This is a genomic window from Celeribacter sp., assembly GCF_048266405.1.
Taxonomy (GTDB): domain Bacteria; phylum Pseudomonadota; class Alphaproteobacteria; order Rhodobacterales; family Rhodobacteraceae; genus Celeribacter.
The window spans coordinates 789,700-813,378 of record NZ_JBLWZO010000001.1 but is presented as its reverse complement, the minus strand read 5'-3'; the positions used below and the strand labels follow the sequence as shown (position 1 = coordinate 813,378).

Below are 23,679 nucleotides of genomic sequence, written 5' to 3'. Positions count from 1 at the left end.
TGATGAAGTCCTATCTAAGGGAGGGAGGTTTCCAATGCCTAAGGGCAGCGAGCGTTGCGTCAGACGCCTGCGCGGCTTACGACGATATTTACAAGTTTTCGATATGTTTCCGAGGGCACAAATGAGCGCAGGATTTGGCGTATCGTGATCGACAACGGGACACCCGCCAATATCCAACCTGCGAGAATATAGGACAGGGCTTTGAACGGTTTTTCGGGGGCCATGTAATAGGCTAGGGTTGTGGCCCTATATCCACGTATTGCCTTCGGCGTCATGATCGGGGCGGATTTGTCCAACCATGCAAGAGGGGCTTCATACCCACGGTGCCGCGACGTGCGACCCTCTTCTGATTGGTCAACCCAGATGGATTGCGGATGTGCTAGCATCACAAAATGCGCTCCTGCGTGAGAGAGGCGCAGACACAGGTCGAGGTCTTGCCCCTTCCTCAATGTCGGATCGAACATCACGCGTCGAATGAAGCTGGTTCTCACCGCGATTGTGGAGGTTTGTATGAAGCAGTTTTTGACAAACATATACTCGCCGACATCTTCATCGGGGCCAATCGCGCGGTGTGGGCGCACCCACCGTTTCTCAACGCCGCGGTCCACCAGATTTTGAGAATAGAACACAGTCGTTTCCTCGGCATCGGCAAAGCGTTCACGATAAACGGCCAGCTTCTCAGGCAAGAACAAATCATCGCTGTCGAGAAATGCGATCCAAGGGGCCGTGGCAGCCTCAATCCCTGTATTGCGCGCAGCGCCGCCGCCCCCGTTTTCGCGGTGGATCACGCGGAACCTCGGATCGTTTAGCGACGCGACAACTTCTTCAAGCTCGCCTGCATCGTCCGATCCATCATCCACAACGATACATTCAAAGTTTTCAAAGGTTTGATCCTTTACGGACATCAGCGTGGGCAGGATAGTCGCCGCGCGGTTGAAGCTCGGGATAATGACGGAAATTTCGGGTGTCATCGCGATGCACCTTGCTTTGGAATGTGTCTAAGGGCGCTATAGGCGACGAGAAACACGATCCAATCGATACGGTCGCGGTCCAACAGTCCCACTTCGAGGAATGAATGGAGCCAAACGAATGCGAAGATTGCGAGGCAGGCAAACCGTAAATTTGAATAGTCGCGGCTGGATCTAAATGTGTGGAAAAAGGGCGCAATGACAAGTGCGAAGAGAAAGAGCCCCAAGCCGATCACGCCAATAGAAATCAGCATTTCGACATAGGCATTATGTGCATGTGGTAGCGTCATAAGAAATTGGCTGCCGCCAAAGACATGCCGCAGAGGACTATTAAGCCCCGTTTGAAAGATGGATTGGAACCCCATCCCAAACAACAGTTTGTCGTGGGCCATTTCAATCATACTGGTCCAGATCAGACCGCGTCCGGTAAAAGCGTCAGATTCGATAAGCGCTGTGCCTAACCGTTCGTTTATCCAGTAAAATATGCCGAATATGGCGATGAGAGAGAGGGCGTAGATCGTTCCGAGCAACAGGCCCAGACCGCCTTTTCGGCGATCAGTTGTCAGCGAAAACCACAAGAACAGAACGCTGAGAAATGTGATGGATATTGACGTCTTAGAGCCTGATTTCACCAACAAGAACGCCATGACAATGAGGGAGAGATACAAAGCCGTCTTTTTGATCTTGGTCCCCGACAGAAGTTCAAACGAGACGATGATAATCCCCGGAGCCAATACTGATCCCAAGATGTTCTTATGATAAAACACGCCCCGCCAATCGCCGATAACGGAGGACTCCGGATCGCCCGGTTGGTGTATGCCAAGCTCGGGGACGAGGAGGGCGGTGGCCAAACTGGCGATGCTCAAAAAGACAATCGTCTGCCTGAACCGAGTGAGGAACTGGAGCGGTGAGGCGAGTGTCGAGAGCGCAAAAACGGTGACGACAGTCACAACCGTCAGCACATAGCGGCGAAACCCGATGGCAGGCGCTATCGACCAAAAGAGCGACAGACCTGCCCAGATCAACAGCAAGCCAAGCGATACCGATGTGAGGTTTGAGAGCATCGTCAGTCGTTTATTAAACACGCAAAGCAGGACGCCCCAGACCATGATGGCAATGTAGATGATTTGCCGAAATGCGGTCCCCGATCCTGTATCGCTCAGGCTTTCGATTGCGATACGGGGTTGCCAAAAACTATTCACGCTCGTGAGCAGAACGCCGAACGAGATCCATAAGGCCAAATCGGTCAGAAAACTTGTCGGTGTCTGTGGAGGAGCCGTTGTTGTCATGTTTGATCGCCTCCCCGCTGCATCAAAACCGCGTGCTGAGAGGAAATGCGACTGGGATCATAAGGCGACAGATCAAGTGGCGTTTTCGGTGGCAAACCCCGCAGCACATTCTCGATAACCTCTGTCGTCAGCTCACCCTCATAGAGATTGACCCAGTCTGTCCCCAAGTCGATTTGAAGGTCGTGCAGTGCCCCGAGGTCGGGGGCCAGAACGGGACGGTTCATGGAGAGAGCAGCCAAAACGCTCCCTGAGTTCAGAATGGATTTGAACCCGAACACAATAAGGTCACAGGCCTGCGTCATGCCAAGGATTTCCTCGTCGGATACACGGCGCGGGATAAAGACAAAGCGGGCATCGTCTCCAATGGCCTCTTGGATGGCTGAAATCTCGGCCATAGCTCCAGAACCCGCGATCACGAATGTGAACGGGCGGGATAGGCCTTTCATCGCGCGTATGGTGTCTGGGATAGCCTTATACGCCCGCAGCATACCAAAGGTTCCTAACGTCGGCCCGGACATGAGGTTGGTCGCTTCGAGTTCAGGAGGAGTGCGTGGCGTCAGGCGGGCGAAGTGATCTTTGTAGTGCGGGTGACGAATGATGTGGAAGCGAGCATTGCGCAGTTCGGGAAAGGCATCGTGTGCCGCATCCCTAACGGTCTCGCTCATACAAATCACATCCGTGACGAGCGGGAGAAATTCGCGGCACATGGTGTCGTAAATGGCTTTATGCGCCTCGTTTTTGAAATCATGCGGACGCAGGTTGTGAACGGTCCAAAGAACAGGACGACCGAGTTTGTTGTTTCTGCGCGCCAAGGCAATGACGCGGTTCATGCGCCATGTTGCCCAAAACGGAACCCGAGAGGCCAAGCGCCCCCATTGCGGAAATTCAAGCCAGTGAACATGCAATGCCGAGGTCTTGGACCATGCGGGAACGATAGGCAGGCCTTTCACTGTCACCCCTTGTTCGGTCAGAGATTTCGTCAGGATCGACAGGTAGGGATTGTCGTTCTTTCTCGTTTTCGCGGGTGCCATTACAATGCTCATGCGGGCGCTCCCTTGGGGTGCACGCATGCGTTGAAATGGCGCGTGATCAACACGGCGGTCACGACTTCGCCGAGCAAAACGGCGGTTAGGATGAGAGCCACGGTGTGTTGCCCAATCCAGATGGCCACAAGGGTGCCCAAAATTGTGATGGGGGCGGCAATCACGGTCACAAGGGCCAAGGGTTTGTAGGCGCCTGCGCCTTGCAATGCCGCGCTGCTTCCGGTGCGCAAACTCCGAACGAGTTGGCCCGCTGCGAGTAAGATAGCGAGGGGCAACAGAATGGCCGTTGCATATTGCCCGTTCCCGATCAGTGATGGAAAGAACGCGATCACGCCCAAGACGCCAAGCGTATTGAACAGGACGACTGCGGTGAGAATGACATGGATTTTCCGCACATCCCGTTTCATGCCGCCAAAGTCTCTGGCTCGAAAAGACCGTGCGAGGACGGGCCGTTCGTATTGGGTGATCGCCTGCATCAAGATCGGGATGGGGCGAAAGAACAACGCCAGTGTGGCGACAGGCGCAAAGGCAGCGGGGCCGAGAAATATGGTGATGACGTAGGAATGCAGGTTGGCCATCGCCTCGGTTGTGATGACGCCCAGCAATGCCCACCGCCCATGCTGTCTGAACACGCCCACATAGGTCTGCAATGATCCTGAGGCGCGGCGACGTACTGTTCTCACCGTTCCTTTGCCGATGACGAACAAAGACAAAACAGTGCCAAAGGACATCGAGATCAAGGCCGAGGTGACGTCTAGGCCATTTAGCGCAAATAGAACCGTGCCACACGTTAACGTCGCTACGCCGTACACAATGTCCGCAAGGGCAGGCATGGTGAAGTTATGTGAGGCCAATTCAAAAGCCCGAAAGAACCACCGCATCCATAGGAATACGGCTTGGAGGCCAACGAGCCAGACCTGTAGGGGAGGCATCCCCATCAATGAGAGAGCGCCGCAGATGAGCAGAGCGCCAAGCGCGCAGAATATGATATTTGCGCGAAAGTAGCTCCCGATGAGGCGGTCTTTGGGCGCATCGTCATCTGCCAGAGACACCACCATTGGTGAGGCGAATAGGGCATTGGAGAGCGATGTGCCAAACTGGATGCACACCAAAGCAAAGGCATAGAGACCGAATTCGATCGCGGTGACAGAGGCCTGAAGTGTAAAGGCCAAGGCAAAATTTGCCCCCGAATAGGCAAAGGCTCCAAGCAGTCCCAAGCGGCGCTTCGCCATGAGGAGGAGGCGACTAGACATCAGCCAACCTCGCACGTGTGACGATCATACCCTTACCCTTTTGCACCTTGTCCGCGTGCGTAGATATCCTCGAAGCGGATGATGTCGTCTTCGCCAACGTAGGAGCCGGTTTGGACTTCGATCAGGACCACCGGAACTTTGCCCGGGTTTTCCAAGCGGTGCTTGGTGCCGAGAGGGACGTAGACGGATTGGTTTTCAGACACGATGCGTACCTCGTCATCAACGGTGACGCGGGCGGTCCCCTCTACCACGATCCAATGCTCGGAACGGTGGAAGTGGCTTTGCAGGCTTAGCGCCGCGCCGGGATGCACATAGATGCGCTTCACTTGGAAACGGCCGCCAATGACAAGGCTCTCGAACCAGCCCCATGGCCGGTGGTCTTTGGGGAACATTGTTGCTTGGTTCGCGCCTTTGGCCTTGAGAGCTGTGACTGCCCTTTTGACGTCTTGGGCGCGGGACATATCAGCGACCAGAACGGCGTCTTTCATGGCGATGGCCATAATGTTTTTCAAGCCGATGCCCACGACTTCAAGATGTGAGTTATCGGAGCGCAAAAGGCTGTTTTCGCACTCGATTGCTGTGGCCTCGCCCGAGGTCACAACGCCATCGGCGTCAGGTCCCAATTCGCGCCAGACAGCATCCCATCCCCCCAAATCGGACCAACCGCCATTAAAGGGAACAACAGCCAGATTGGTGGCGCGTTCCATCACGGCGTAGTCAATGGAGATGTCGTCGGCTTCTGCCCATGCTTCAGGATCAAGACGTAAGAATCCAAGGTCGGTTTTCGCCTTTGCCACTGCCGTGGCAACTGAGGCCATTAATTCGGGGGCATGTGTTTTGAAAGCCGCAATCATGTCTTTGGCTTTGAACAGGAATATCCCCGCGTTCCACAAGAATGTTCCCTCCGCGAGCATTTCGGCAGCACGGTCGGCGTCTGGCTTTTCGACGAACTGTTTGAGATCAACGGCGGTACCATTGGCGTCAGGCTCGGCGCTCAATTCGAGGTAGCCATAGGCGGTTTCTGCATGGGTTGGTGTGATGCCAAAGGTGACGAGCTTGCCGGCGGCGACCGCCGCCAAGCCTTTTTCAATGGCATCGTGAAAGGCCTGTGTATCGGGCACAACGTGATCAGAAGGTGCGACAAGCATGACGGCGTCGGGGTCCGAGGTGCTCAAATGCAGAGCCGCCGCTAGGATTGCCGGGGCGGTATTGCGTCCCTCTGGTTCGATGAGGATCGCGCCGGGGTCAATGCCAATCGCGGTGAGCTGCTCGGTGACAATAAAGCGAAAGTCCGAGGCCGTCAGGATGGAGGGCGCGGTGAATGACAGGCGACCAGTTGAGCCGCTCAATCGCTTGGCGGAGGCTTGGAAGAGCGTTTCTTCGCCAACGAGCGGGACAAACTGCTTGGGGTAGGATTTCCGCGATAGCGGCCAAAGTCGAGTTCCAGAACCGCCGCATAAGATGACGGGTGTGATACGTGCTAACGTCATGATGAGAAAATATCCTGTCGTTTGGTCCCCTTGCTCAATCTACTCTTACGCGAATATCCCCTCATTTCAAAGACATCTTATCGTTGAGATACCTGTTGTTTTTGGTGTCGATCCATCAGGCGCGGAGGTCTGGTGTTTACGCTTGTGGTTTGCATATCGGACGCGGCGCACAGGTGCGCCGCGTCAAGGGTCTCGCGTTCTATCAGGCTGTACCGCGAGGAGGGCGGTTGTTTTCTACAGTGAAAATCATACCGTCCAATAGCTCTTCCAGATCAGGGCGCGCAGACGGGCCATTGGAGATCGAGATTAACAGGATGCTACCGTCGGGGCGCAGAACAAAGACCCCTGGTTCGGCAAAGCGACGATCGGTTTCTGTTGGGGTCAAAGGGTCTGAGACATAGACGCCGAGGCGAGCCATGTGCTCCTCGGTCAAGTTGTAGCCGATGTCAAATCCCCAGCCCAATTCATCGCGATCTGCTTGCGCTTTTTCCTGGGTATCCGCCGAGACAACAGCGATGTCGAAGCCCGCATCATGCCACTTTTGGCGCATGTCGTTCAGGATGTTCAGGTACTTCTTGCAGCGGCTGCAATGCTTGCCGCGATAGACGACGATGAGCGACCAGTTCTCACGGGCTCCGCCGAGCACGATCTCGCCGCCACCCAGTTTGGGGAGGGTGATGGGGGCGAGGATATCGCCAGCAATGGGTTTGGGTGTTGGCACAGGATCAACCTTTCGTTGTGAATGTGAATGAGCCTATCTGGAGAGGCCCTATCGGGCAATGCGCGGGCGGTTTTTAATTCTGCATACCCCGTAACGGCTTTTTGTTACGTGGTTCAGAACGGGGAGCATCAGACGTATTGGGAGGTAAGCTAAAGACCGTTATGGCGCGGTGTCCGCTCCGTAATAACCTTTATATGCGGTTTTGGTTTCGTCGGCATTCAGGATTGTGAACACGGGTGTGTCAGGGGCTTTGGCATCATTGATTTGTGCGTAGGCGTCGCGGACGTCGCTTTGTGATGTTTCGCCGTATCTGACGGTGAGCAGAATGGCGTCGACGAGAGGTGCGATATAGCGGGCGTCGACGACGGGCAGAAGTGGTGGCGTGTCGATGATGACGACATCCATGCTCTGGCGGGCACTGGCGAGCAGGTTTGAGAAGGCCTCGGTTTGGAGTAATTGATCCGTCGGAAGTTCGGCCTGTTCGCGTCCCAAAATGATGCCCGTTTGGGATCTGGGGTCCGCGACATAAAAGGTGCGTTCGACACCGACTTTCTCGGTCGGGTCTTTGAGGTATTCGAGAAACCCTTCGTCGGGTTTGAAACCGATGTGCTTGTGCAGCGCGGGTTTGCGCAGATCGGCGTCGATGAGCAGAACGCGCTTTCCGGCGGCGGCATAGGTGCGGGCAAGCGCCAACGCGAGGGAGGATTTCCCTTCCCCGAGATTGGCGGACGTCACCATCATGACTATGCAGGAGGACGGGGCGCTTCTGAGGCCTTGATCGACATGGGCGCGGGTGCGGCGCAGGGCCTCGCTGAACAGCGACATCGGCTCGTCGACGATCAGGTCGGCGACACTGAGTTGATCATCCATCAGGGTGACTTTGGGCAGGGTGCCCACCGCAGGGCCCGGCACGATGTTGCGCAACTGGCTCAGCGCCGTGACGCCGCCGATGACATATTCGTTGAGCACAGCCATGCCGAGACCTATGCCCACGGCGAGGGTGAAGGCCATGCCGAGGATCAGCTTTTTATGCGGCGCACTAGGATAGATTGGGGCAATAGCCTCGGAGACGACACGGCTGTCTGCGACCTGCACGAGGGCCTGCGCCTCGATATCGCGCAGCCGCGACAGCAGGGTGGAATACTGGCGTTGGGCGATGTCGGATTCCTGTTGCAACTCAAAGATTGTGGCGAGGGTTTCTGGTGATAGATCGCCCTGCATGACCTCGCTGCGCAGCGCCCCTTGCAGTTCGTTGAGCGTCTCCTGTTTGGTACTCAGGTTGCGTTGAAGGGCAGTGACCACCTGTCCGGCTTGTTCCTCCATCTGGATCTGGATTTGGGCGAGACTGGCACGCAAGTCGATCTCGGCGTCAGAGCCGCGTTGAGTGGCGTTGAGACGTTGTTCTATTTGGCGGCGTTGACGGTCAAGAGCGTAGAGCGCCGCATCAGAGAGGGTGGTGGTGAGCTGGTCCCACTCGCCGCCGTCGAGGGCGGCTTGGGCGGTCTGGAGTTGCGCTTGGGTTTGCAAGGTGCCGTCGCGGGCCTGTTTGAACTGTTGCTGAAGCGTGGCGAAGCGCTCGGTGCCCACTTCGGAACTCAGGCGGGTAAGGTTGTCGATGATGAACGTATCGAAATTGGCCTCGCTTTGGGACAGTTGAGCCTTGGCGGTGTCGATCTGGGCTTGCAAGACATCGCGAGAGGCGAGGGCGGCCTCGGTTTTGGAGGCGACCTGTTGGGCGATGTAGACCTCGACCATGGTATTGGCGATGTCGGCGGCGGTTTGCGGGTCGGCGGACTGCGCGGAGACGGAGATCAGATAGGTTAGCCCCTTGCGGCGGATTTGCACGGCCTCGCTCAGGCGCTGAGATGTGGTGGCGACGAGGACGCTCGGATCATGAGGGGAGGGCACGTCGATCCCGAGGGCGATCTTGATCTGATCAAGGCGGCTGAGGCTCGGGCCGAACTCGGGGCTTTGGATGAGATTCAACCTGTCCATGGTCGCAAACAGGACGCGGTTGGAGCGCAGAATTTCCACTTCGCTTTCGATTTTGGCGTTCTCGGCGGCACCGGACATGGACGAAAAAGGCGCGTCGGCGAGCAGATCCTTTTTGGACGGATCGACATAGATCAGGGCGGAAGAGGTGTAGATCGGCGTAGCGTTGAACAGATAGAGCAGAGCCAGCCCGACGAGGATGGCAACACTGAGAACAATGAGCCGGCCCTGACGACGCAGCATGGAGATAAGGCCGCTCAGATCAACGGTGTCTGTCTGTATCATGGCGCGTCTCCTTGAGGTCAAAGTCGTGAGGGTGCCGAAAGTTAGGGTAACGTATTGAGCGTGTTGATGGAAACACTAATCAACCTGACGTTGTAATCTTTTGCCAACCTGACGGCGCTGAGCGCAGCAGAAACATAAATCTCCGTGTCCACGTTGAGTGAGACCAGAGAGGGTAGGAAGGCGCACACCAACTAAATCGGGAGGAAAAATGTTTAGAGTGTCTGTGCGGCAGTTGGGATCAAATTTAGCCGAATCTTTCCCGATGCGAATCTCAACGAAGCCATCAAACGGAGTCGGTTTAGACTATGCGGGCGTGGGAAAAGGGCCCGTGAAACCCTACTCTGGCAAAGGAATCTCATATACTCATCATACCTGTTGACATTGGGGCGAGAATTCCGACAACATGTGTCCTAATCAGTCGGGCTTTTTGCAGGGCTGAGATCTAGGGAGGACTAAAATGAAAACCAATCGTCGTATATTCTTGTCAGGCCTTGCGAGCGTTGTGACCCTTGCGGGAACATCTGTAAGCTTTGCTCAAGGCAAGGGCTTGATCGCAATTATTACGCCAAGCCATGACAACCCGTTCTTTAAGGCTGAAGCCGTTGGTGCTGAAGCTCGTGCAAAAGAGCTCGGGTATGAAACTATCGTTCTGGTGCATGATGATGACCCGAACAAACAGTCGGAACTGTTTGATACGGCCATCGCTCGTGGCGCGAGTGCCATTATCCTTGATAACGCAGGTGCTGATGCAACTGTTGCTGCGGTTCAACGTGCAAAAGACGCGGGCATCCCCTCGTTCTTGATTGACCGCGAAATCAAGGAAGCAGGCATCGCAGTTAGCCAGATCGTGTCCAACAACTACCAAGGCGCACAATTGGGCGCTGAAGAGTTCGTGTCGATCATGGGTGAGGAAGGCAACTATGTGGAGCTTGTTGGCCGTGAAGCCGACACCAACGCAGGTATCCGCTCCTCTGGCTACCACGACATCATCGACCAGTATCCAGACATGGTCATGGTTGCGCAGCAATCTGCAAACTGGTCGCAGACCGAAGCCTTCGAAAAGATGGAGTCTATCTTGCAGGCGAACCCTGACATCAAGGGTGTGATCTGTGGCAACGATACGATGGCAATGGGCGCATGGGCCGCATTGGAAGCCGCAGGCCGTGACGATGTTATCGTTGTTGGCTTCGATGGCTCTAACGATGTGCGTGACAGCATCCTTGCAGGCGGGATCAAAGCAACGGTGCTTCAACCTGCATACCGTCAGGCTCAACTCGCTGTAGAGCAAGCTGACCAATACATCAGAACTGGTTCCACTGGTCTTGATGAAAAGCAACTGATGGATTGTGTCTTGATCAATGCCGACAATGCGGCTGATCTCGAAACCTTCGCACTCGGTGCCTAAACGGTTCTTTTGAACGAAACGGGGCCCGGCAAGCATGTCGGGTCCCTCATCAATGGGGTGGGAAGAATATGCGTCACACGATCTTAGTTTCGACGATGGCATGCGGATTGTTAATCTCCGCTGCCGGGTGCAAAATTGTTGAGAATCCAGATCCCAATTCTGCGAGCGAAACCGAGGCGGCCCAGAGCGATGAGGTCCGCATGGCGAATTATGCGCGTGAAATCTGGGAGGCACAGGTTTTACCAGCCGTTGCACAAAAACTTGTCCCGATCACCGAGCTGCGCGCACAGATGGAGCAGGACGCCGACGCGGCAGGGCAAGCGCATGGTATGCGCCCCGAAGGCGAAGCAAACCCGTGGAATTTTGCGGTGAGTGGTTCAGGCGTGATCGTCGAGGCGAAGACGCAAAGCCGCGCCGCTAAACTACAGGTCGATACGGATGCGGATGGTGAAGCCGATGTTACGGTTCAACTTGGCCCTGTTATTCGTGGAACGGCCATTCGCGATGCCATGCCGTTCCTGTCCTTTACCGATTTCCGCGACCAGATTGAGTTTGCGAAACTTGCGGCGGGGCTGAACGCGATGGCCCATGAGGGGATCACAATTCCCGAGGGGGACGTCGTCGGGCAGACCGTCACATTTGAAGGGGTGTTCACCTATAAGAACGCCACCACAAGGCCGGAAATCGTGCCCACTGCTCTTACGTTTGGCGATTCATGATGGAACATCCGATTGGTCTTTCTATTCGCGGCGGAACCAAGGTCTATCCTGGGACGGTCGCGCTAAGTGCTGCGAATTTTGATCTGCGCATGGGCGCGGTCAATGTGTTGGTAGGAGAAAACGGAGCAGGCAAATCCACGATGATGAAAGTCATCGCGGGTGTTGAGCAACTCACCGAAGGTCAGATTTTTATCGGCGACGAAGAGGTTGTTCTGCGCAACTCGGATGAGGCCGCCCGCCGCGGTATCGGCATCGTGTTTCAGGAATTGAACCTGTTTCCCAATTTGACCGTAGCGGAAAACATTTTTATTGCTCGGGAAAAGACACGTGGCGGTATTGATATCGACAAAGCCGCGCAGAGGGAGGCGACCCGCGCCTTGATGAAGCGCCTTGAGCAGGACATCGCTCCGGATGATCTGGTCGGGGATTTGCGCGTTGGGCAACAGCAAATTGTCGAGATCGCCAAATCACTGGCCCAAGATGCGCGTATTTTGATTTTGGACGAGCCGACCTCGGCGCTCTCGGCGGCGGAAGTCGACATTTTGTTCCGCGTGATTGCGGACCTCAAACGTGACGGTGTGGGGATCGTTTATATCTCTCACCGACTCGAAGAGTTGATCCAGATCGGTGACTACATCACGGTTTTGCGCGATGGCGTCGTCACGGGCGCGCGGTCTATGGACGGCGTCGATGTCGATTGGATCGTGCACAATATGATCGGGGAAAGCGGCAAAGATTTTTCCAAGGAAATTGAGCATCCCTTTGGGGATGAGGTCTTTCGGGCTGAACATGTGTCGCTTGGAAATGGCAGTGGCGGCATGTTGGTTGACGATGTGTCCATGTCGTTGCGCAAGGGTGAAATCCTAGGGGTTTACGGCCTCATGGGCGCAGGGCGTTCCGAGTTTTTGGAGTGCGTCATTGGGCGCCACCCTTATGCGTCGGGCCAAATGTTCATTGAGGGGCAGCCGCTCAAGGAAAAGACAGTGGCCGGCCGGATTAAGCGCGGCATCGCGCTTATCCCCGAGGACCGCAAAAACGACGGTTTGGTGCAAATGCTGTCCATCCGCGAGAACATGACGCTCTCGAGCCTTGCCCAGTTTACGCGCGGCATTCACATGAGCCTCATGCAGGAAAAGGCAACTGTGACCGATTTCGTCAAACGTATGACCGTCAAGATTGCCTCGCCAGAACATGCCGTGTCGTCTCTGTCGGGCGGCAACCAGCAAAAGGTCGTGATCTCGAAAGCCCTGATGACTGACCCCAAGGTTCTCCTCATGGACGAGCCGTCGCGCGGGATCGACATCGGCGCCAAGGCCGAAGTGTTCCGCGTCATGCGCAAGCTGGCGGCGGACGGGCTAGGGATCATTTTCGTGACCTCCGACCTTGATGAAGTCATGTCGCTATCCGACCGAATATTGGTGATGTCCAATGGGCATATCACTGGCGAGTTTTCTCGTGAAACAGCAACCAACAGCGCCCTCGTTGAGGCGTCTGCCGTTGGTCACTCCCCTCTCTCACGCCATAAGGAGCCTGCATGATGGCTAACCAATCTGTTGCCACGCGCACCCCATCTAGCCCCGACGCATTGCTCGTATTGCTCAAGGCGCGGACATTTATCGCCTTGATTTTGGTCTTTGTGTTCTTCGCGGCCAATGCACCGAACTTTATGTCGACCGCCAATATGGTCATCATGTCCAAACACGTCGCCCTCAACGCGATCCTCGCCATAGGCATGACCTTTGTCATCGTTTCAGGCGGGATCGATTTGTCGGTCGGCTCCATAGTGGGGCTGTGCGGAATGGTGGCGGGCTACCTCATACTCTACGGCGTCGATCTCGGGTTCGGGTGGTCCATCCAGTTCAATACCTTGGAAATCTGCCTATTGGTGATCCTTGTCGGGGTTGCGGTCGGGGCGATCAACGGGTTCTTGATCACAAAGTTGAATGTGGCACCGTTCATTGCGACCCTTGGTACGCTCTACGTTGCGCGTGGGGCCGCGATGCTAAGCTCTGACGGGCGCACCTTCCCCAACTTGAACGGTAATCCCGAATATGGGTCGGACACGTTTCGATGGATCGGTGCGGGTGAGATTTTTGGTATTCCGGTCTCGATCTGCATCTTGATCACGGTTGGCCTGCTCGCCGCTTATATTGCGACACGCACACCGCTTGGGAGGCACATCTACGCTGTGGGCGGCAATGAACGCGCTGCTGGCCTGTCTGGGATCAAGGTCAATCAGACCAAGTATTTCGTGTATCTGTTCTCTGGATTTTGTGCCGCTTTGGTCGGGCTGATCATCGCCTCGCAACTCGTTGCCGCACACCCAGCAACAGGTGACACATTCGAATTGAACGCGATTGCTGCCGCCGTGTTGGGTGGCACATCGATGTCGGGCGGGCGCGGTCGGATCGGCGGGACTATCATTGGGGCCTGTGTGATCGGCGTTCTCTCCGACGGGCTTGTGATGATGGGCGTGTCGTCGTTCTGGCAGACCGTTATCAAAGGTCTTGTGATTATCGCCGCTGTGGTCATCGACCAGGCGCAGCAAAGACTACAGGCGCGCGTTGCCCTTCAGGCGCAAGCGGCCTTGGGCAAATAGGAGGCGACATGAAAGGTGCATTGATTGGCTGCGGATTTTTCGCACAGAACCAACTTCACGCATGGCGCGACATTGAGGGCGTCGAGATCGTCGCACTGTGTGATCGCGACGAAGAACGGCTAAACGCAAGCGCCAAGGCCTTTGGCATCGAGCGGACCTATACTGATACGGCGCAAATGTATGCCGATGGCGGCTTTGACTTTGTCGACATCGCCACGACCGTGTCGTCGCACCGCCCGTTGGTTGAAATGGCTGCCCAAGCGGGAGTTCATATCATCTGTCAAAAGCCGTTCGCGGAGACGATGGATGATGCCCGCGCGATGGTTGCCGCTGCCGATGCAGCTGGGAAGACGCTTATGGTGCATGAGAACTTCAGATGGCAATCCGCGATCCAAGCTGCCTTGAAGGTTGTAAAATCTGGCGCGATTGGCGAGCCGTTCTTTTGCCGTGTCAGCTTTCGATCCGGATATGACGTGTTTTCGGGACAGCCCTATCTGGCTGAGGGCAAGCGCTTCATCATTGAGGATCTCGGCATTCATATCCTCGATATTGCCCGCGCCTTTGTGGGTGATGTCGTTCAGATGTCAGCCACCACGCGGCGCATAAATCCCGCGATCAAGGGCGAGGATGTCGCGACCATGTTGTTGCGTCATGAGGGTGGGGCCACCAGCGTGGTGGACTGTTCCTACGCGACGCAGCGCCGTCCCGAAACTTTCCCGCAATCCTTGCTCGAAATCGACGGGCCAAAGGGCACTGTGCGGCTCGATGCGGGCTATGTGCTGACCGTGCAGAACGAGAGCGAGACGGTGACGGATGTCTCGCCGCCTGTGTTGCCGTGGGCCGAAAAACCGTGGCACAATATCCAAGAAAGCGTTTTTGCCATCCAGCAGCATTTTGTTGATTGCTTGAAGGCGGGCAAGCAGCCCGAAACCTCGGGTGCGGATAACCTTAAAACCCTTGCTCTTGTCGAAGCGGCGTATCAGTCGGCGGAACAAGGACGCATGATTGAAGTGTCGTCGCTATGAGCCGCAATCAGGATCTGTTTGGTACTGAGCAGCCTCCCGTTGTGCGCCGTGAATTTACGGCGGGGCGGCTTTCGTTTGCGTTAGAGAACGGGGCGCTCCGCCATGTGACTTTGGACGGCGTCGAGGCTATCCGCGCGATTGCGTTTTTGGTGCGTGATCGTGATTGGGGGACGGTTAATCCGACCATATTGGACGAGGTTATCACCCAATCCGAAGACGCCGTGCGTATCGCGTTTATGGCTCGGTATGAGAATGGTGGCGCGCGTTTGGATGTCGAGGTCGCGGTGCAAACTGCGGCTGATGGTGTCACGGTCTCGGCCAAGGGGCGTAGCTTTGGCGATTTCGAAACCAACCGTGCAGGGTTCACAGTGCTGCATCCGATCAACGGTGTGGCGGGCCAGCCTGTGCGTGTGGATCACAGCGATGGATCGTCGGAGGCTTCGGTCTTTCCGTATCTGATCGAGCCTTGGCAGCCCTTCATGGATATCACCGGCCTGACCCACCACGTTGGGGACAGTGCGGTGACCTGTGCCTTTCATGGCGATACCTTTGAGATGGAAGATCAGCGTCAATGGGGTGACGCGTCATATAAGACGTACAATCGCCCATTGGCCAAGCCGTGGCCCTATCTGATCGACGACGGTGCGGCGCTTGAGCAGTCGGTTTCATTGACGTGGGCGGCAGCTGAGCGTGCAGATGTCCGTCGTGCGGATGCCGAGGATTTTGACGCGACCGTAGCGCAAATGGCTTTGGTCATGTCGCCGCAAGATGCGTTGCGATTGGCCTCTAGCCCGACCGATCTCTTGGCGGTGAATCCACAGCGATTGCTGTGTCATCTCGATGCCACTCTTGGCGATACAGCAGGACAGTTCGACGCCTTTGCGCAGGCGCAACGGGCCTGTCCGGAGACCACATTTGACCTAGAACTGATTTGCCGCTGTGATGCGGACCCCGAGCCGGAGATGATGGAACTTTCGGCGCAGATGGCCGTAGCGGGCTTTGCGCCTGCAAGTGTGCTTGTGTGTCCGTCTGTGGATCGTCAGTCCACTCCGCCAGGATCGGAATGGCCCGCTTGTCCGCCGCTTGAACAGGTTCATGCAGCCGCGGCACGCGCCTTTCCCGACTTGGTCCGAGGCGGCGGCACAGTGAGCTTTTTCCCAGAATTGAACCGCAAGCGTCCACCCGTCGAGATGCTCGATTTCGTCAGTCATGGGCTGTGCCCCATCGTGCATGCTGCCGATGATCTGTCGGTGATGGAAACGCTGGAGACAATCTCGCATATCACGCGCTCGGCGCGCGCCATTATAGGCGCGCGATCTTACCGTATTGGACCTGCAAGCATCGCCATGCGGCAAAACCCTTATGGCGATCGTACTTTGCCAAACCCGGACAACGGTCGGGTCTGTATGGCGGATGATGATCCGCGTCATCGGGCGAAGTTTGGCGCGGCCTATGCTGTTGGGTTGGCTGCGGCCCTTGCGCCTGCTGGCCTTGAGGTCTGGACCCCTGCGGGTCTGTATGGCCCTCGTGGCGTGATCGGTGATGCGGGGGAGACTTGGCCGTTGACTGCCGCGCTCAAACGGCTTGCTGCCTTGGCAGGTCAGCCCGTGAAACAGGCTACGCAATCGGGCGGCATTGCACGTCTTGTTGCGGGGAATGTCGAGATTGTCGTGAACGTGACGGACCAACAGATCAACGATCTTGGCCCCTATGAATGGCGTCTAACCGACCTGTCTGCCTGAGCAGATCAATTGAACGGCGGGCCTTAGTTGGCCTTGGCTGCGCGGACCCAAGCGACGATTGTGTCGCGGGCTTCGTCATCCATCTCGATTGCATTGGGGGGCGGCATGGCGTGGCTTAGCCCCGCGTGGAGAAAGACCTGTTCGGCATGATGCGCGACGTCGCTCTCGGTTTCCAGAAAGACCCCCTTGGGCGCAACGCGCAAACCGTCCCATGACGGCTCGCGGGAATGGCACATCGAGCAGTTACCGACGACGGTGTAATAGGCATCTTCGAAGCCTTCGGCGGAGGCGAACTTCTGCTCGTAGGGCGTCAGATCGCGCGCCTCGGCCTCTTCATAGGTTTCACCCGTCGGTACGGTCGACAGCCATGCGATGATGATGAACAAGATAACGGTAACGGCCCATGTCCACGCCGGCCCTTTGCCCGTTTTGTGCAAGGTGTTGAAGTAATGGCGGATGGTCACGCCTGTCAAAAACACGAGGCTGGCGATGATCCACGAATACTCGGTGCCAAAAGCGAGCGGGTAGTGATTGCTCAGCATCAGGAAGATCACAGGCAGCGTCAGGTAGTTGTTATGGGTCGAGCGCAGTTTGGCGATTTTGCCGTATTTCGCGTCGGGGGTGCGGCCCTCTTTGAGGTCTTTCACAACGATGCGTTGGTTCGGCATGATGATGAAAAACACGTTGGCCGTCATGATCGTTGCCGTAAACGCGCCAAGGTGTAAAAGCGCTGCACGGCCTGTGAATATCTGGTTGTAGCCCCATGACATCACGACGAGCATCACGAACAGGAGCAACATCAACAGCGTCGGTGTTTCGCCCAGTTTTGATTTGCACAAAAAGTCATAGATGATCCACCCGATGGTGAGCGAGCCACCAGAGATCAAAATGCCTTGCCAGAGCGTTAGGTCGGCTTTGGACGGGTCGAGCAGGAACAATTCGCCGCCCATCCAGTAGACGATCATCAAAAGGGCAGCGCCCGAAAGCCACGTCGTATAGCTTTCCCATTTGAACCACGTCACATCATCGGGCATGCGCGGCGGGGCGACATTGTATTTCTGGACGAAATAGAATCCGCCTCCGTGGACCTGCCATTCCTCGCCCGAGACTCCCTCGCTCTTGTCACGCGACGGGTGCAACCCGAGGTCGAGGGCAATGAAGTAAAACGACGCGCCAATCCAGGCCATCGCGGTAATGACATGCAGCCACCGCACCGCAAACGCGATCCAGTCCCAGATGATTGCCAATTCGAACATAGGTGTCTCCTGCAGGCGAAATTCCAAAACCACTCTAGGTTAAATCCCAGTGTTCAGCTATTGTTGTCAAATATCAAGCAGCATCAAAAAAATCAGAACAATGTCATATCTCGATAACATTCGCACCTTTGTGCGTGTCTATGAATTAGGCAGCATGTCCGCCGCAGGGCGCGATTTGCGCATCTCGCCGGCTGTGACCTCATCGCGCATCTCGCAGCTTGAGGAGCATTTGAGTGTGCGCCTGTTCCAACGCACCACGCGAAGCCTGACGCCAACGGAACATGGTAAGGCGTTCTACGGCGGGGCTTGCGAAGTCCTTGAGGCCGTCGAGGCCGCAGAGGCGCGGGTCATCAATATCACCGAGAACCCCAAGGGGCCGCTTTATGTTGCGGCACCGCTTGGTGTCGGACGCCGTCTCATCGCGCCGTTGATCCGTGAGTTTTTGAACACTTACCCCGAGGTTAATATCCGCCTGCGCCTGACTGATCGGACGGTAGACCTGACGACCGAGGGGCTTGATCTGGCGTTTTTCCTTGGTCAGCCCGAGGATAGCAATCTGCGCATTCGCAAGATCGCTGATATTGAGCGCATTCTCTGCGCGTCGCCCGCCTATATCGAGGCCCGTGGCAATCCAGCCTCGGGGGCGGAACTCATCGCGGATAAGCATGAGTGTTTGAATTTGCGGTTTCCAGGAGCGACCGAATTCCAGTGGCGCCTGATGACGGAGGAGGGGCCGAAACGGTTTCGGGTCGAGGGGCGATACGAATCCGATGACGGGGATGTGCTGACCGATTGGGCGCTCGCGGGCAATGGCATCGCGATGAAGCCGATCTTTGAAATCATCGATCATTTAGAGGCGGGGCGTCTCATTCCTGTGGCAACAAAAACGCCACCTGAACCGATCCAGATGGCGTGTCTTTATACCCATCGCAGACGCCAAGACCCCAAAACGCGTCTGTTTATGGAGTTTGTGATCGAGCGGATTAGCAAGACGGTCCGTAATAGTTCAGTGACAGCTCAACTGCCTCGGTAGGTCGAATATCCGAACGGCGAGAGCAAGAGGGGGACGTGGTAGTGGGACGCTTCTGACATGCCGAACCGCAACGGAATGACGTCCAAAAACCGTGGCTCCTCGGGCGGGATGCCAATTGCGTCGAGATAGTCTCCGGCGTGAAACACCAACTCGTATGTGCCGACCTCAAACTGGTCGGCAGGCAAAATCTGTTGGTCTGTCCGCCCGTCTGCATTGGTCACAAGCGAAATGACCTTTGTGCGGGTCTCGCCGTCTATTTTGTAGAGGTCGATTTTAAGCCCGCTCGCAGGGCATCCACGCGCGGTATCAAGCACATGTGTCGTTAGGTATCCGGACATAGACTGCCTATCCTTTAAGTTTGAGCGTTGAACGCTGCACAATAATAGGCAGACTCTATGACAAGTGACGCAAAACGCGAAGCAAAAGGCTCCTTATGAAATTTTTTGATAATGGGCCGGATTATTTGGTTTACTGATGTCTTAATCTTGAGAGGAAAAATCTGTGCACCGTTACCCTCGTGATATGACTGGCTATGGCGCAACGCAGCCTGCCGCAAACTGGCCGAATGGCGCAAAAATCGCCGTTCAAATCGTCCTCAACTACGAAGAGGGCGGAGAAAACAACATCCTGCATGGTGATGCCGCTTCGGAGGCATTTTTGTCCGAGATCACAGGCGCACAACCGTGGGTAGGGCAACGCCACTGGAATATGGAATCCATCTATGAGTATGGCTCACGCGCAGGGTTCTGGCGCGTGCATCGGTTGCTGCGCGATCTGCCTGTAACCGTCTATGGCGTTGCAACCGCGCTCGCGCGCGCGCCCGAGCAGGTGGCCGCGATGATTGCTGCGGACTGGGAAATTGCCAGTCACGGCCTGAAGTGGGTCGAACACAAGGATATGCCCGAGGACGAAGAACGTGCCCAGATTGCCGAGGCGATCCGCCTGCACACTGAAGTCGTTGGTGAGCCGCCACGCGGATGGTACACAGGGCGCTGTTCCAACAACACCGTGCGTCTGGCGGCTGAAACAGGTCAGTTCGCCTATGTCGCGGATAGCTATGCCGATGATCTGCCCTACTGGATGCAGTTTGGTGACGTGGACCAGTTGATCGTGCCCTATACGATGGATTGCAATGACATGCGCTTCGCCATTCAGGCGGGTTATACCAACGGCGATCAGTTTGAATCCTACCTCAAAGACAGCTTTGACATGCTCTACGCCGAGGGCGAAAGCGGCCAGCCAAAGATGTTGTCGATTGGGTTGCATTGTCGTCTGGTCGGCCGTCCGGGGCGTGCTGCGGCTTTGGCCCGTGTGTTGGAATATTTCAAATCCCATGAGGGCGTGTGGTTTGCCTCGCGCCTCGAGATTGCCGAACATTGGGCGAAAGAGCATCCGCCTGTGCGCATGGCGCGTCCCTCCGAAATGGACCGTCATACGTTTGTCGCCGAATTTGGTGGCGTGTTCGAGCATAGCCCGTGGATTGCTGAAGCTGCATTCGGTAGCGAGCTTGGCCCGACGCATGACACGGCTTTGGGGGTGCATAACGCGCTCGCACGAGTGTTCCGCTCGGCGTCTGAGGAGAAGCGTCTTGGCGTGTTGATGGCGCACCCCGATCTGGCGGGTAAACTGGCCGCAGCTAAACGTCTGACGGCGGAATCCTCCGCCGAGCAAGCCTCCGTGGGGCTGGATGAATTGACCGACGACGAGCGCGAAACCTTTACGCAGTTGAATGACGCCTACACCTCGAAATTCGGGTTTCCGTTTATCATTGCCGTGCGTGACAACACCAAGGCGTCAATCATGGAGGCCTTCCGCAGCCGTATCGAAAACGACCGTGACACCGAGTTTGCGCAAGCGTGCAAACAAGTGGAGCGGATCGCGCAATTGCGTCTGATTGAGAAGTTTTCGTCATGACTGAAACTGTCCGCCTTGAGCCTTTGACCGCCGCAGCCTTTGCGCCCTTCGGGGACGTGTTGGACACCTCGGGTGCGCCGGACAAGATGATCAATGCGGGGCTGTGCGGGCGGTATCATGATCGGGCAACGCTTGATTTCTCGGATGGTCGGGCGGGCATTAGCCTGTTCGACGCCGAGGTCCGTTCATTGCCGCTGACACTTGATATGATGGAACGCCATCCCGAAGGCAGTCAGGCGTTTTTGCCGATGAGCCATACCGCCTTTGCCGTCATTGTCGCCCCCGATGAGGGCGGCAAGCCTGGACAGCCACGCGCCTTTCTCACGGCACCTGGTCAGGGCGTGAATTTTCACCGTGGGACATGGCACGGAGTTTTGACGCCTCTTCATGCCCCCGGACTATTTGCCGTCGTTGACCGGATCGGGGAGGGCGCAAACCTAGAAGAATACTGGTTCGATACACCGTTTACGATTTCGACCTAACCTAACCAAAACAAAAAACAAACCAAAACAAAACCATAAGACCCGCATTCAAGCTGGCTTAAATTCCTAACAGAGGGACACAACATGGCTAATCAATCCATCGGGACACCGGAGCAACTCCGCGATCCTAATTATACACCCGCGCTTCGGCGCGCTATTCCACTGGGCATTCAGCACGTTCTGGCGATGTTCGTTTCCAACGTCACCCCTGCGATTATCGTCGCGGGCGCTGCGGGCTTTGGCTTCGGGTCTGATGCGGGGGCGCAAGGCTTCCCCGATATGACCTATATGATCCAGATGTCGATGCTCTTCGCGGGCATCGCGACACTGTTCCAGACCATCGGATTTGGTCCCGTGGGCGCGCGGTTGCCCATCGTTCAAGGGACGAGCTTTGCCTTTATTCCAATCATGATCCCACTTGTTGCGGGTAAGGGCGTCGAGGCGCTTCCTGCGCTGTTTGGCGGTGTGTTGATCGGTGGCTTGTTCCACATGTTGATCGGGACATTTGTCGGGAAAATCCGCTTTGCCTTGCCGCCTTTGGTGACAGGTCTGGTTGTGATGATGATCGGTCTCGCCTTGGTCCAAGTCGGCATTCAATATGCCGCCGGCGGTGTGCCCGCGATGACGAAACCCGAATACGGGTCTCTGCTCAACTGGTCGGTGGCGCTGGTTGTCATCCTTGTTACGCTCGGCCTCAAGTTCTACGCTAAAGGCATGTTGGCTGTGTCCGCTGTCGTGATTGGTATTGTGGTCGGGTATTTCTACTCGATGGCAATGGGATTGGTGACGCTTGAAGGCATTGCCACAAGCTGGAGCCGTGCCGCTCCTGTCGCTTTCCCTTCGCCGTTCAAATATGGTTTTGAGATCAGCTTTGCTGCCGTAATCGGGTTCTGTTTGATGGCCATTGTGTCGGCTGTTGAAACTGTGGGCGATGTCTCTGGTATCACTAAAGGTGGTGCAGGGCGTGAAGCAACCGAAGAGGAAATCGCGGGCGCGACCTATGCCGATGGTTTCGGGACTGCCGTTGCAGGCGTGTTCGGCGGTTTGCCTAATACCTCCTTTAGTCAAAACGTTGGCCTGATTGCGATGACTGGCGTTATGAGCCGTCACGTTGTGACCATCGGTGCGATCTTCTTGATCGTCTGTGGTTTGATCCCGAAAGTCGGTGCTGTGATCAACACGATTCCGATTGAGGTTCTTGGCGGCGGTGTGATCGTGATGTTTGGCATGGTTGTCGCATCGGGTATTTCGATGCTCTCCGACGTAATGTGGAACCGTCGCAACATGGTAATTTTCGCGATTGCCTTGTCTATTGGTCTGGGTCTGCAACTTGAGCCGAAAGCGGTTCAATACCTGCCTGATGCGCTACGTGTTTTGATGACAAGTGGCCTGCTTCCTGCGGCGTTTATTGCCATCGTATTGAACCTCGTTCTGCCAGAAGAGTTGTCCGATGAAGCCACCGAGGAAGTCTCGGGTGGCCATGCGGGGCGCGGCACTGGTTCGCTTGGGTCCAAGGACGACAGTTAAGCGCGAATACCCACCATATAGCGAAAGGCCCGGTCGTGAGACTGGGCCTTTTCATTTGTGCGTTGTGGTGAATGACGAGGCGTGGCAGGACTTATCCCGCGTGCGAAAAGGGCCGCAATTTCATGTGGCGGTTGACGTCCTTGTAGAGCAGGTAGCGGAATTTTCCGGGACCGCCCGAGTAGCAGGCTTGCGGGCAAAATGCGCGCAGCCACATGTAGTCGCCCGCTTCGACCTCAACCCAGTCATTGTTCAAGCGATAGACCGCTTTGCCCTCCAATACGTAGAGGCCATGTTCCATCACATGGGTTTCCAAAAACGGAATGACCGCGCCCGGTTCAAAGGTCACGATTGTGACATGCATGTCGTGGCGCAGGTCGCTTGGATCAACAAAGCGCGTTGTCGCCCATTTGCCGTCGGTGTCGGGCATCACTGTGGGGGCGATGTCTTTTTCGTTGGTGATGATGACATCTGGGGTGTCCAATCCGTCAACGGCTTCATAGGCCTTGCGGATCCAGTGAAAGCGCAACATGGCGTCGGATTTGTTGTGGAGTGTCCAGTCGGTGTTGGGCGGCAGATAGGCGTAGCCGCCCTCATCCAACAGATGCTCCTTGCCATCGACCGTTAGCGTGGCTTGTCCCTCAACCACGAACAACACGCCCTGTGCGGCGGGGTCCAACTCGGGGCGCTCGGAGCCGCCCTGTGGCGAGACTTCCATGATGTATTGCGAAAAGGTCTCCGCAAATCCGCTCAACGGGCGCGACAAAACCCAAAGCCGTGTCTTGTCCCAAAACGGCAGGAAACTCGTCACGATATCGCGCATCGTTCCCTTGGGAATGACGGCGTAGGCATCCGTGAAAATGGCGCGATCCGTTAGGAGTTGGGTTTGGCTCGGATGCCCACCCGTTGGGGCGTAATATTTGGATGACATGGTGACTC

At 56.2% G+C, this 23,679-nt stretch carries 20 protein-coding genes; 10 read left to right on the top strand and 10 right to left on the bottom strand.

All coding sequences use genetic code 11. The features are described 5' to 3' along the window. Positions 1-59: 59 nt before the first annotated feature. From ACN0TS_RS04090 to ACN0TS_RS04060, 7 genes are all read right to left on the bottom strand, one after another. Positions 60-971, bottom strand: a complete 912-nt coding sequence (locus tag ACN0TS_RS04090; protein WP_417258029.1) for a glycosyltransferase family 2 protein — start codon at positions 969-971, stop codon at positions 60-62. After that, positions 968-2,257, bottom strand: coding sequence for an O-antigen ligase family protein (locus ACN0TS_RS04085; RefSeq protein ID WP_417258028.1), 1,290 nt, complete (start codon positions 2,255-2,257; stop codon positions 968-970). The genes ACN0TS_RS04090 and ACN0TS_RS04085 overlap by 4 nt, the downstream gene beginning before the upstream one ends. Further along, complete coding sequence (locus ACN0TS_RS04080; protein WP_417258027.1) at positions 2,254-3,300, bottom strand: glycosyltransferase; 1,047 nt, start codon at positions 3,298-3,300, stop codon at positions 2,254-2,256. The genes ACN0TS_RS04085 and ACN0TS_RS04080 overlap by 4 nt, the downstream gene beginning before the upstream one ends. After that, positions 3,297-4,553: a lipopolysaccharide biosynthesis protein gene (locus ACN0TS_RS04075; protein ID WP_417258026.1), complete on the bottom strand. Its 1,257-nt coding sequence runs from the start codon at positions 4,551-4,553 to the stop codon at positions 3,297-3,299. The genes ACN0TS_RS04080 and ACN0TS_RS04075 overlap by 4 nt, the downstream gene beginning before the upstream one ends. Before the next feature lie 32 nt (positions 4,554-4,585). Further along, entirely contained in the window at positions 4,586-6,043 is a 1,458-nt protein-coding gene (locus ACN0TS_RS04070) for a mannose-1-phosphate guanylyltransferase/mannose-6-phosphate isomerase (RefSeq protein WP_417258025.1), read from the bottom strand. A gap of 202 nt (positions 6,044-6,245) precedes the next feature. After that, a complete protein-coding gene (locus tag ACN0TS_RS04065; protein WP_417258024.1) occupies positions 6,246-6,764 on the bottom strand; it encodes a peroxiredoxin family protein in 519 nt (172 codons plus the stop codon). A 159-nt stretch (positions 6,765-6,923) separates the two neighbouring features. Beyond that, positions 6,924-9,041 carry a GumC family protein gene (locus tag ACN0TS_RS04060; protein ID WP_417258023.1) on the bottom strand — a complete coding sequence of 706 codons (2,118 nt, stop codon included), beginning with the start codon at positions 9,039-9,041 and terminating at the stop codon, positions 6,924-6,926. Between the two features lie 457 nt (positions 9,042-9,498). Between ACN0TS_RS04060 and ACN0TS_RS04055 the strand changes: the two genes are divergently transcribed. The 6 genes from ACN0TS_RS04055 to ACN0TS_RS04030 all read left to right on the top strand — a co-directional run bounded on the left by ACN0TS_RS04055 (position 9,499) and on the right by ACN0TS_RS04030 (position 16,531). Next, positions 9,499-10,446, top strand: a complete 948-nt coding sequence (locus ACN0TS_RS04055; RefSeq protein ID WP_417258022.1) for a D-ribose ABC transporter substrate-binding protein — start codon at positions 9,499-9,501, stop codon at positions 10,444-10,446. Between the two features lie 68 nt (positions 10,447-10,514). Further along, entirely contained in the window at positions 10,515-11,165 is a 651-nt protein-coding gene (locus tag ACN0TS_RS04050) for a DUF2291 family protein (protein ID WP_417258021.1), read from the top strand. Continuing rightward, on the top strand, positions 11,165-12,703 hold the full coding sequence (locus ACN0TS_RS04045) for a sugar ABC transporter ATP-binding protein (protein WP_417258020.1): 1,539 nt from the start codon (positions 11,165-11,167) through the stop codon (positions 12,701-12,703). The genes ACN0TS_RS04050 and ACN0TS_RS04045 overlap by 1 nt, the downstream gene beginning before the upstream one ends. Then, the gene (locus ACN0TS_RS04040; RefSeq protein WP_417258019.1) at positions 12,700-13,764 is read left to right on the top strand and encodes an ABC transporter permease; all 1,065 of its coding nucleotides are present in this window, start codon (positions 12,700-12,702) and stop codon (positions 13,762-13,764) included. The genes ACN0TS_RS04045 and ACN0TS_RS04040 overlap by 4 nt, the downstream gene beginning before the upstream one ends. An 8-nt stretch (positions 13,765-13,772) precedes the next feature. Next, positions 13,773-14,789: a Gfo/Idh/MocA family protein gene (locus ACN0TS_RS04035; protein WP_417258018.1), complete on the top strand. Its 1,017-nt coding sequence runs from the start codon at positions 13,773-13,775 to the stop codon at positions 14,787-14,789. Further along, a complete protein-coding gene (locus ACN0TS_RS04030) occupies positions 14,786-16,531 on the top strand; it encodes a hypothetical protein (protein WP_417258017.1) in 1,746 nt (581 codons plus the stop codon). Before ACN0TS_RS04035 ends, ACN0TS_RS04030 begins: the two co-directional genes overlap by 4 nt. Before the next feature lie 23 nt (positions 16,532-16,554). On the opposite strand, the gene ACN0TS_RS04025 is transcribed toward ACN0TS_RS04030, so the two are convergent. Continuing rightward, positions 16,555-17,787 carry a urate hydroxylase PuuD gene (locus tag ACN0TS_RS04025; protein ID WP_417258016.1) on the bottom strand — a complete coding sequence of 411 codons (1,233 nt, stop codon included), beginning with the start codon at positions 17,785-17,787 and terminating at the stop codon, positions 16,555-16,557. Between the two features lie 100 nt (positions 17,788-17,887). On the opposite strand from ACN0TS_RS04025, the gene ACN0TS_RS04020 reads away from it, so the two are divergent. After that, the gene (locus ACN0TS_RS04020; protein ID WP_417258015.1) at positions 17,888-18,820 is read left to right on the top strand and encodes a LysR family transcriptional regulator; all 933 of its coding nucleotides are present in this window, start codon (positions 17,888-17,890) and stop codon (positions 18,818-18,820) included. Here the strand turns inward: ACN0TS_RS04020 and uraH are convergent. Next, entirely contained in the window at positions 18,805-19,158 is a 354-nt protein-coding gene (gene uraH / locus ACN0TS_RS04015; RefSeq protein ID WP_417258014.1) for a hydroxyisourate hydrolase, read from the bottom strand. The genes ACN0TS_RS04020 and uraH overlap by 16 nt on opposite strands. 163 nt (positions 19,159-19,321) lie before the next feature. Between uraH and puuE the strand changes: the two genes are divergently transcribed. The 3 genes from puuE (at position 19,322) to ACN0TS_RS04000 (ending at position 22,743) form a co-directional block, all read left to right on the top strand. Beyond that, positions 19,322-20,734, top strand: coding sequence for an allantoinase PuuE (gene puuE, locus ACN0TS_RS04010; protein WP_417258013.1), 1,413 nt, complete (start codon positions 19,322-19,324; stop codon positions 20,732-20,734). After that, positions 20,731-21,216, top strand: coding sequence for an ureidoglycolate lyase (locus ACN0TS_RS04005; RefSeq protein WP_417258012.1), 486 nt, complete (start codon positions 20,731-20,733; stop codon positions 21,214-21,216). The genes puuE and ACN0TS_RS04005 overlap by 4 nt, the downstream gene beginning before the upstream one ends. 84 nt (positions 21,217-21,300) lie before the next feature. Continuing rightward, positions 21,301-22,743 (top strand): uracil-xanthine permease family protein, encoded by a 1,443-nt coding sequence (locus tag ACN0TS_RS04000; RefSeq protein ID WP_417258011.1) that lies wholly within the window; start codon positions 21,301-21,303, stop codon positions 22,741-22,743. A 91-nt stretch (positions 22,744-22,834) separates the two neighbouring features. Here ACN0TS_RS04000 and ACN0TS_RS03995 read toward each other — a convergent pair whose 3' ends face one another. Next, positions 22,835-23,671 (bottom strand): bifunctional allantoicase/(S)-ureidoglycine aminohydrolase, encoded by an 837-nt coding sequence (locus tag ACN0TS_RS03995; protein WP_417258010.1) that lies wholly within the window; start codon positions 23,669-23,671, stop codon positions 22,835-22,837. Positions 23,672-23,679: the final 8 nt, after the last annotated feature.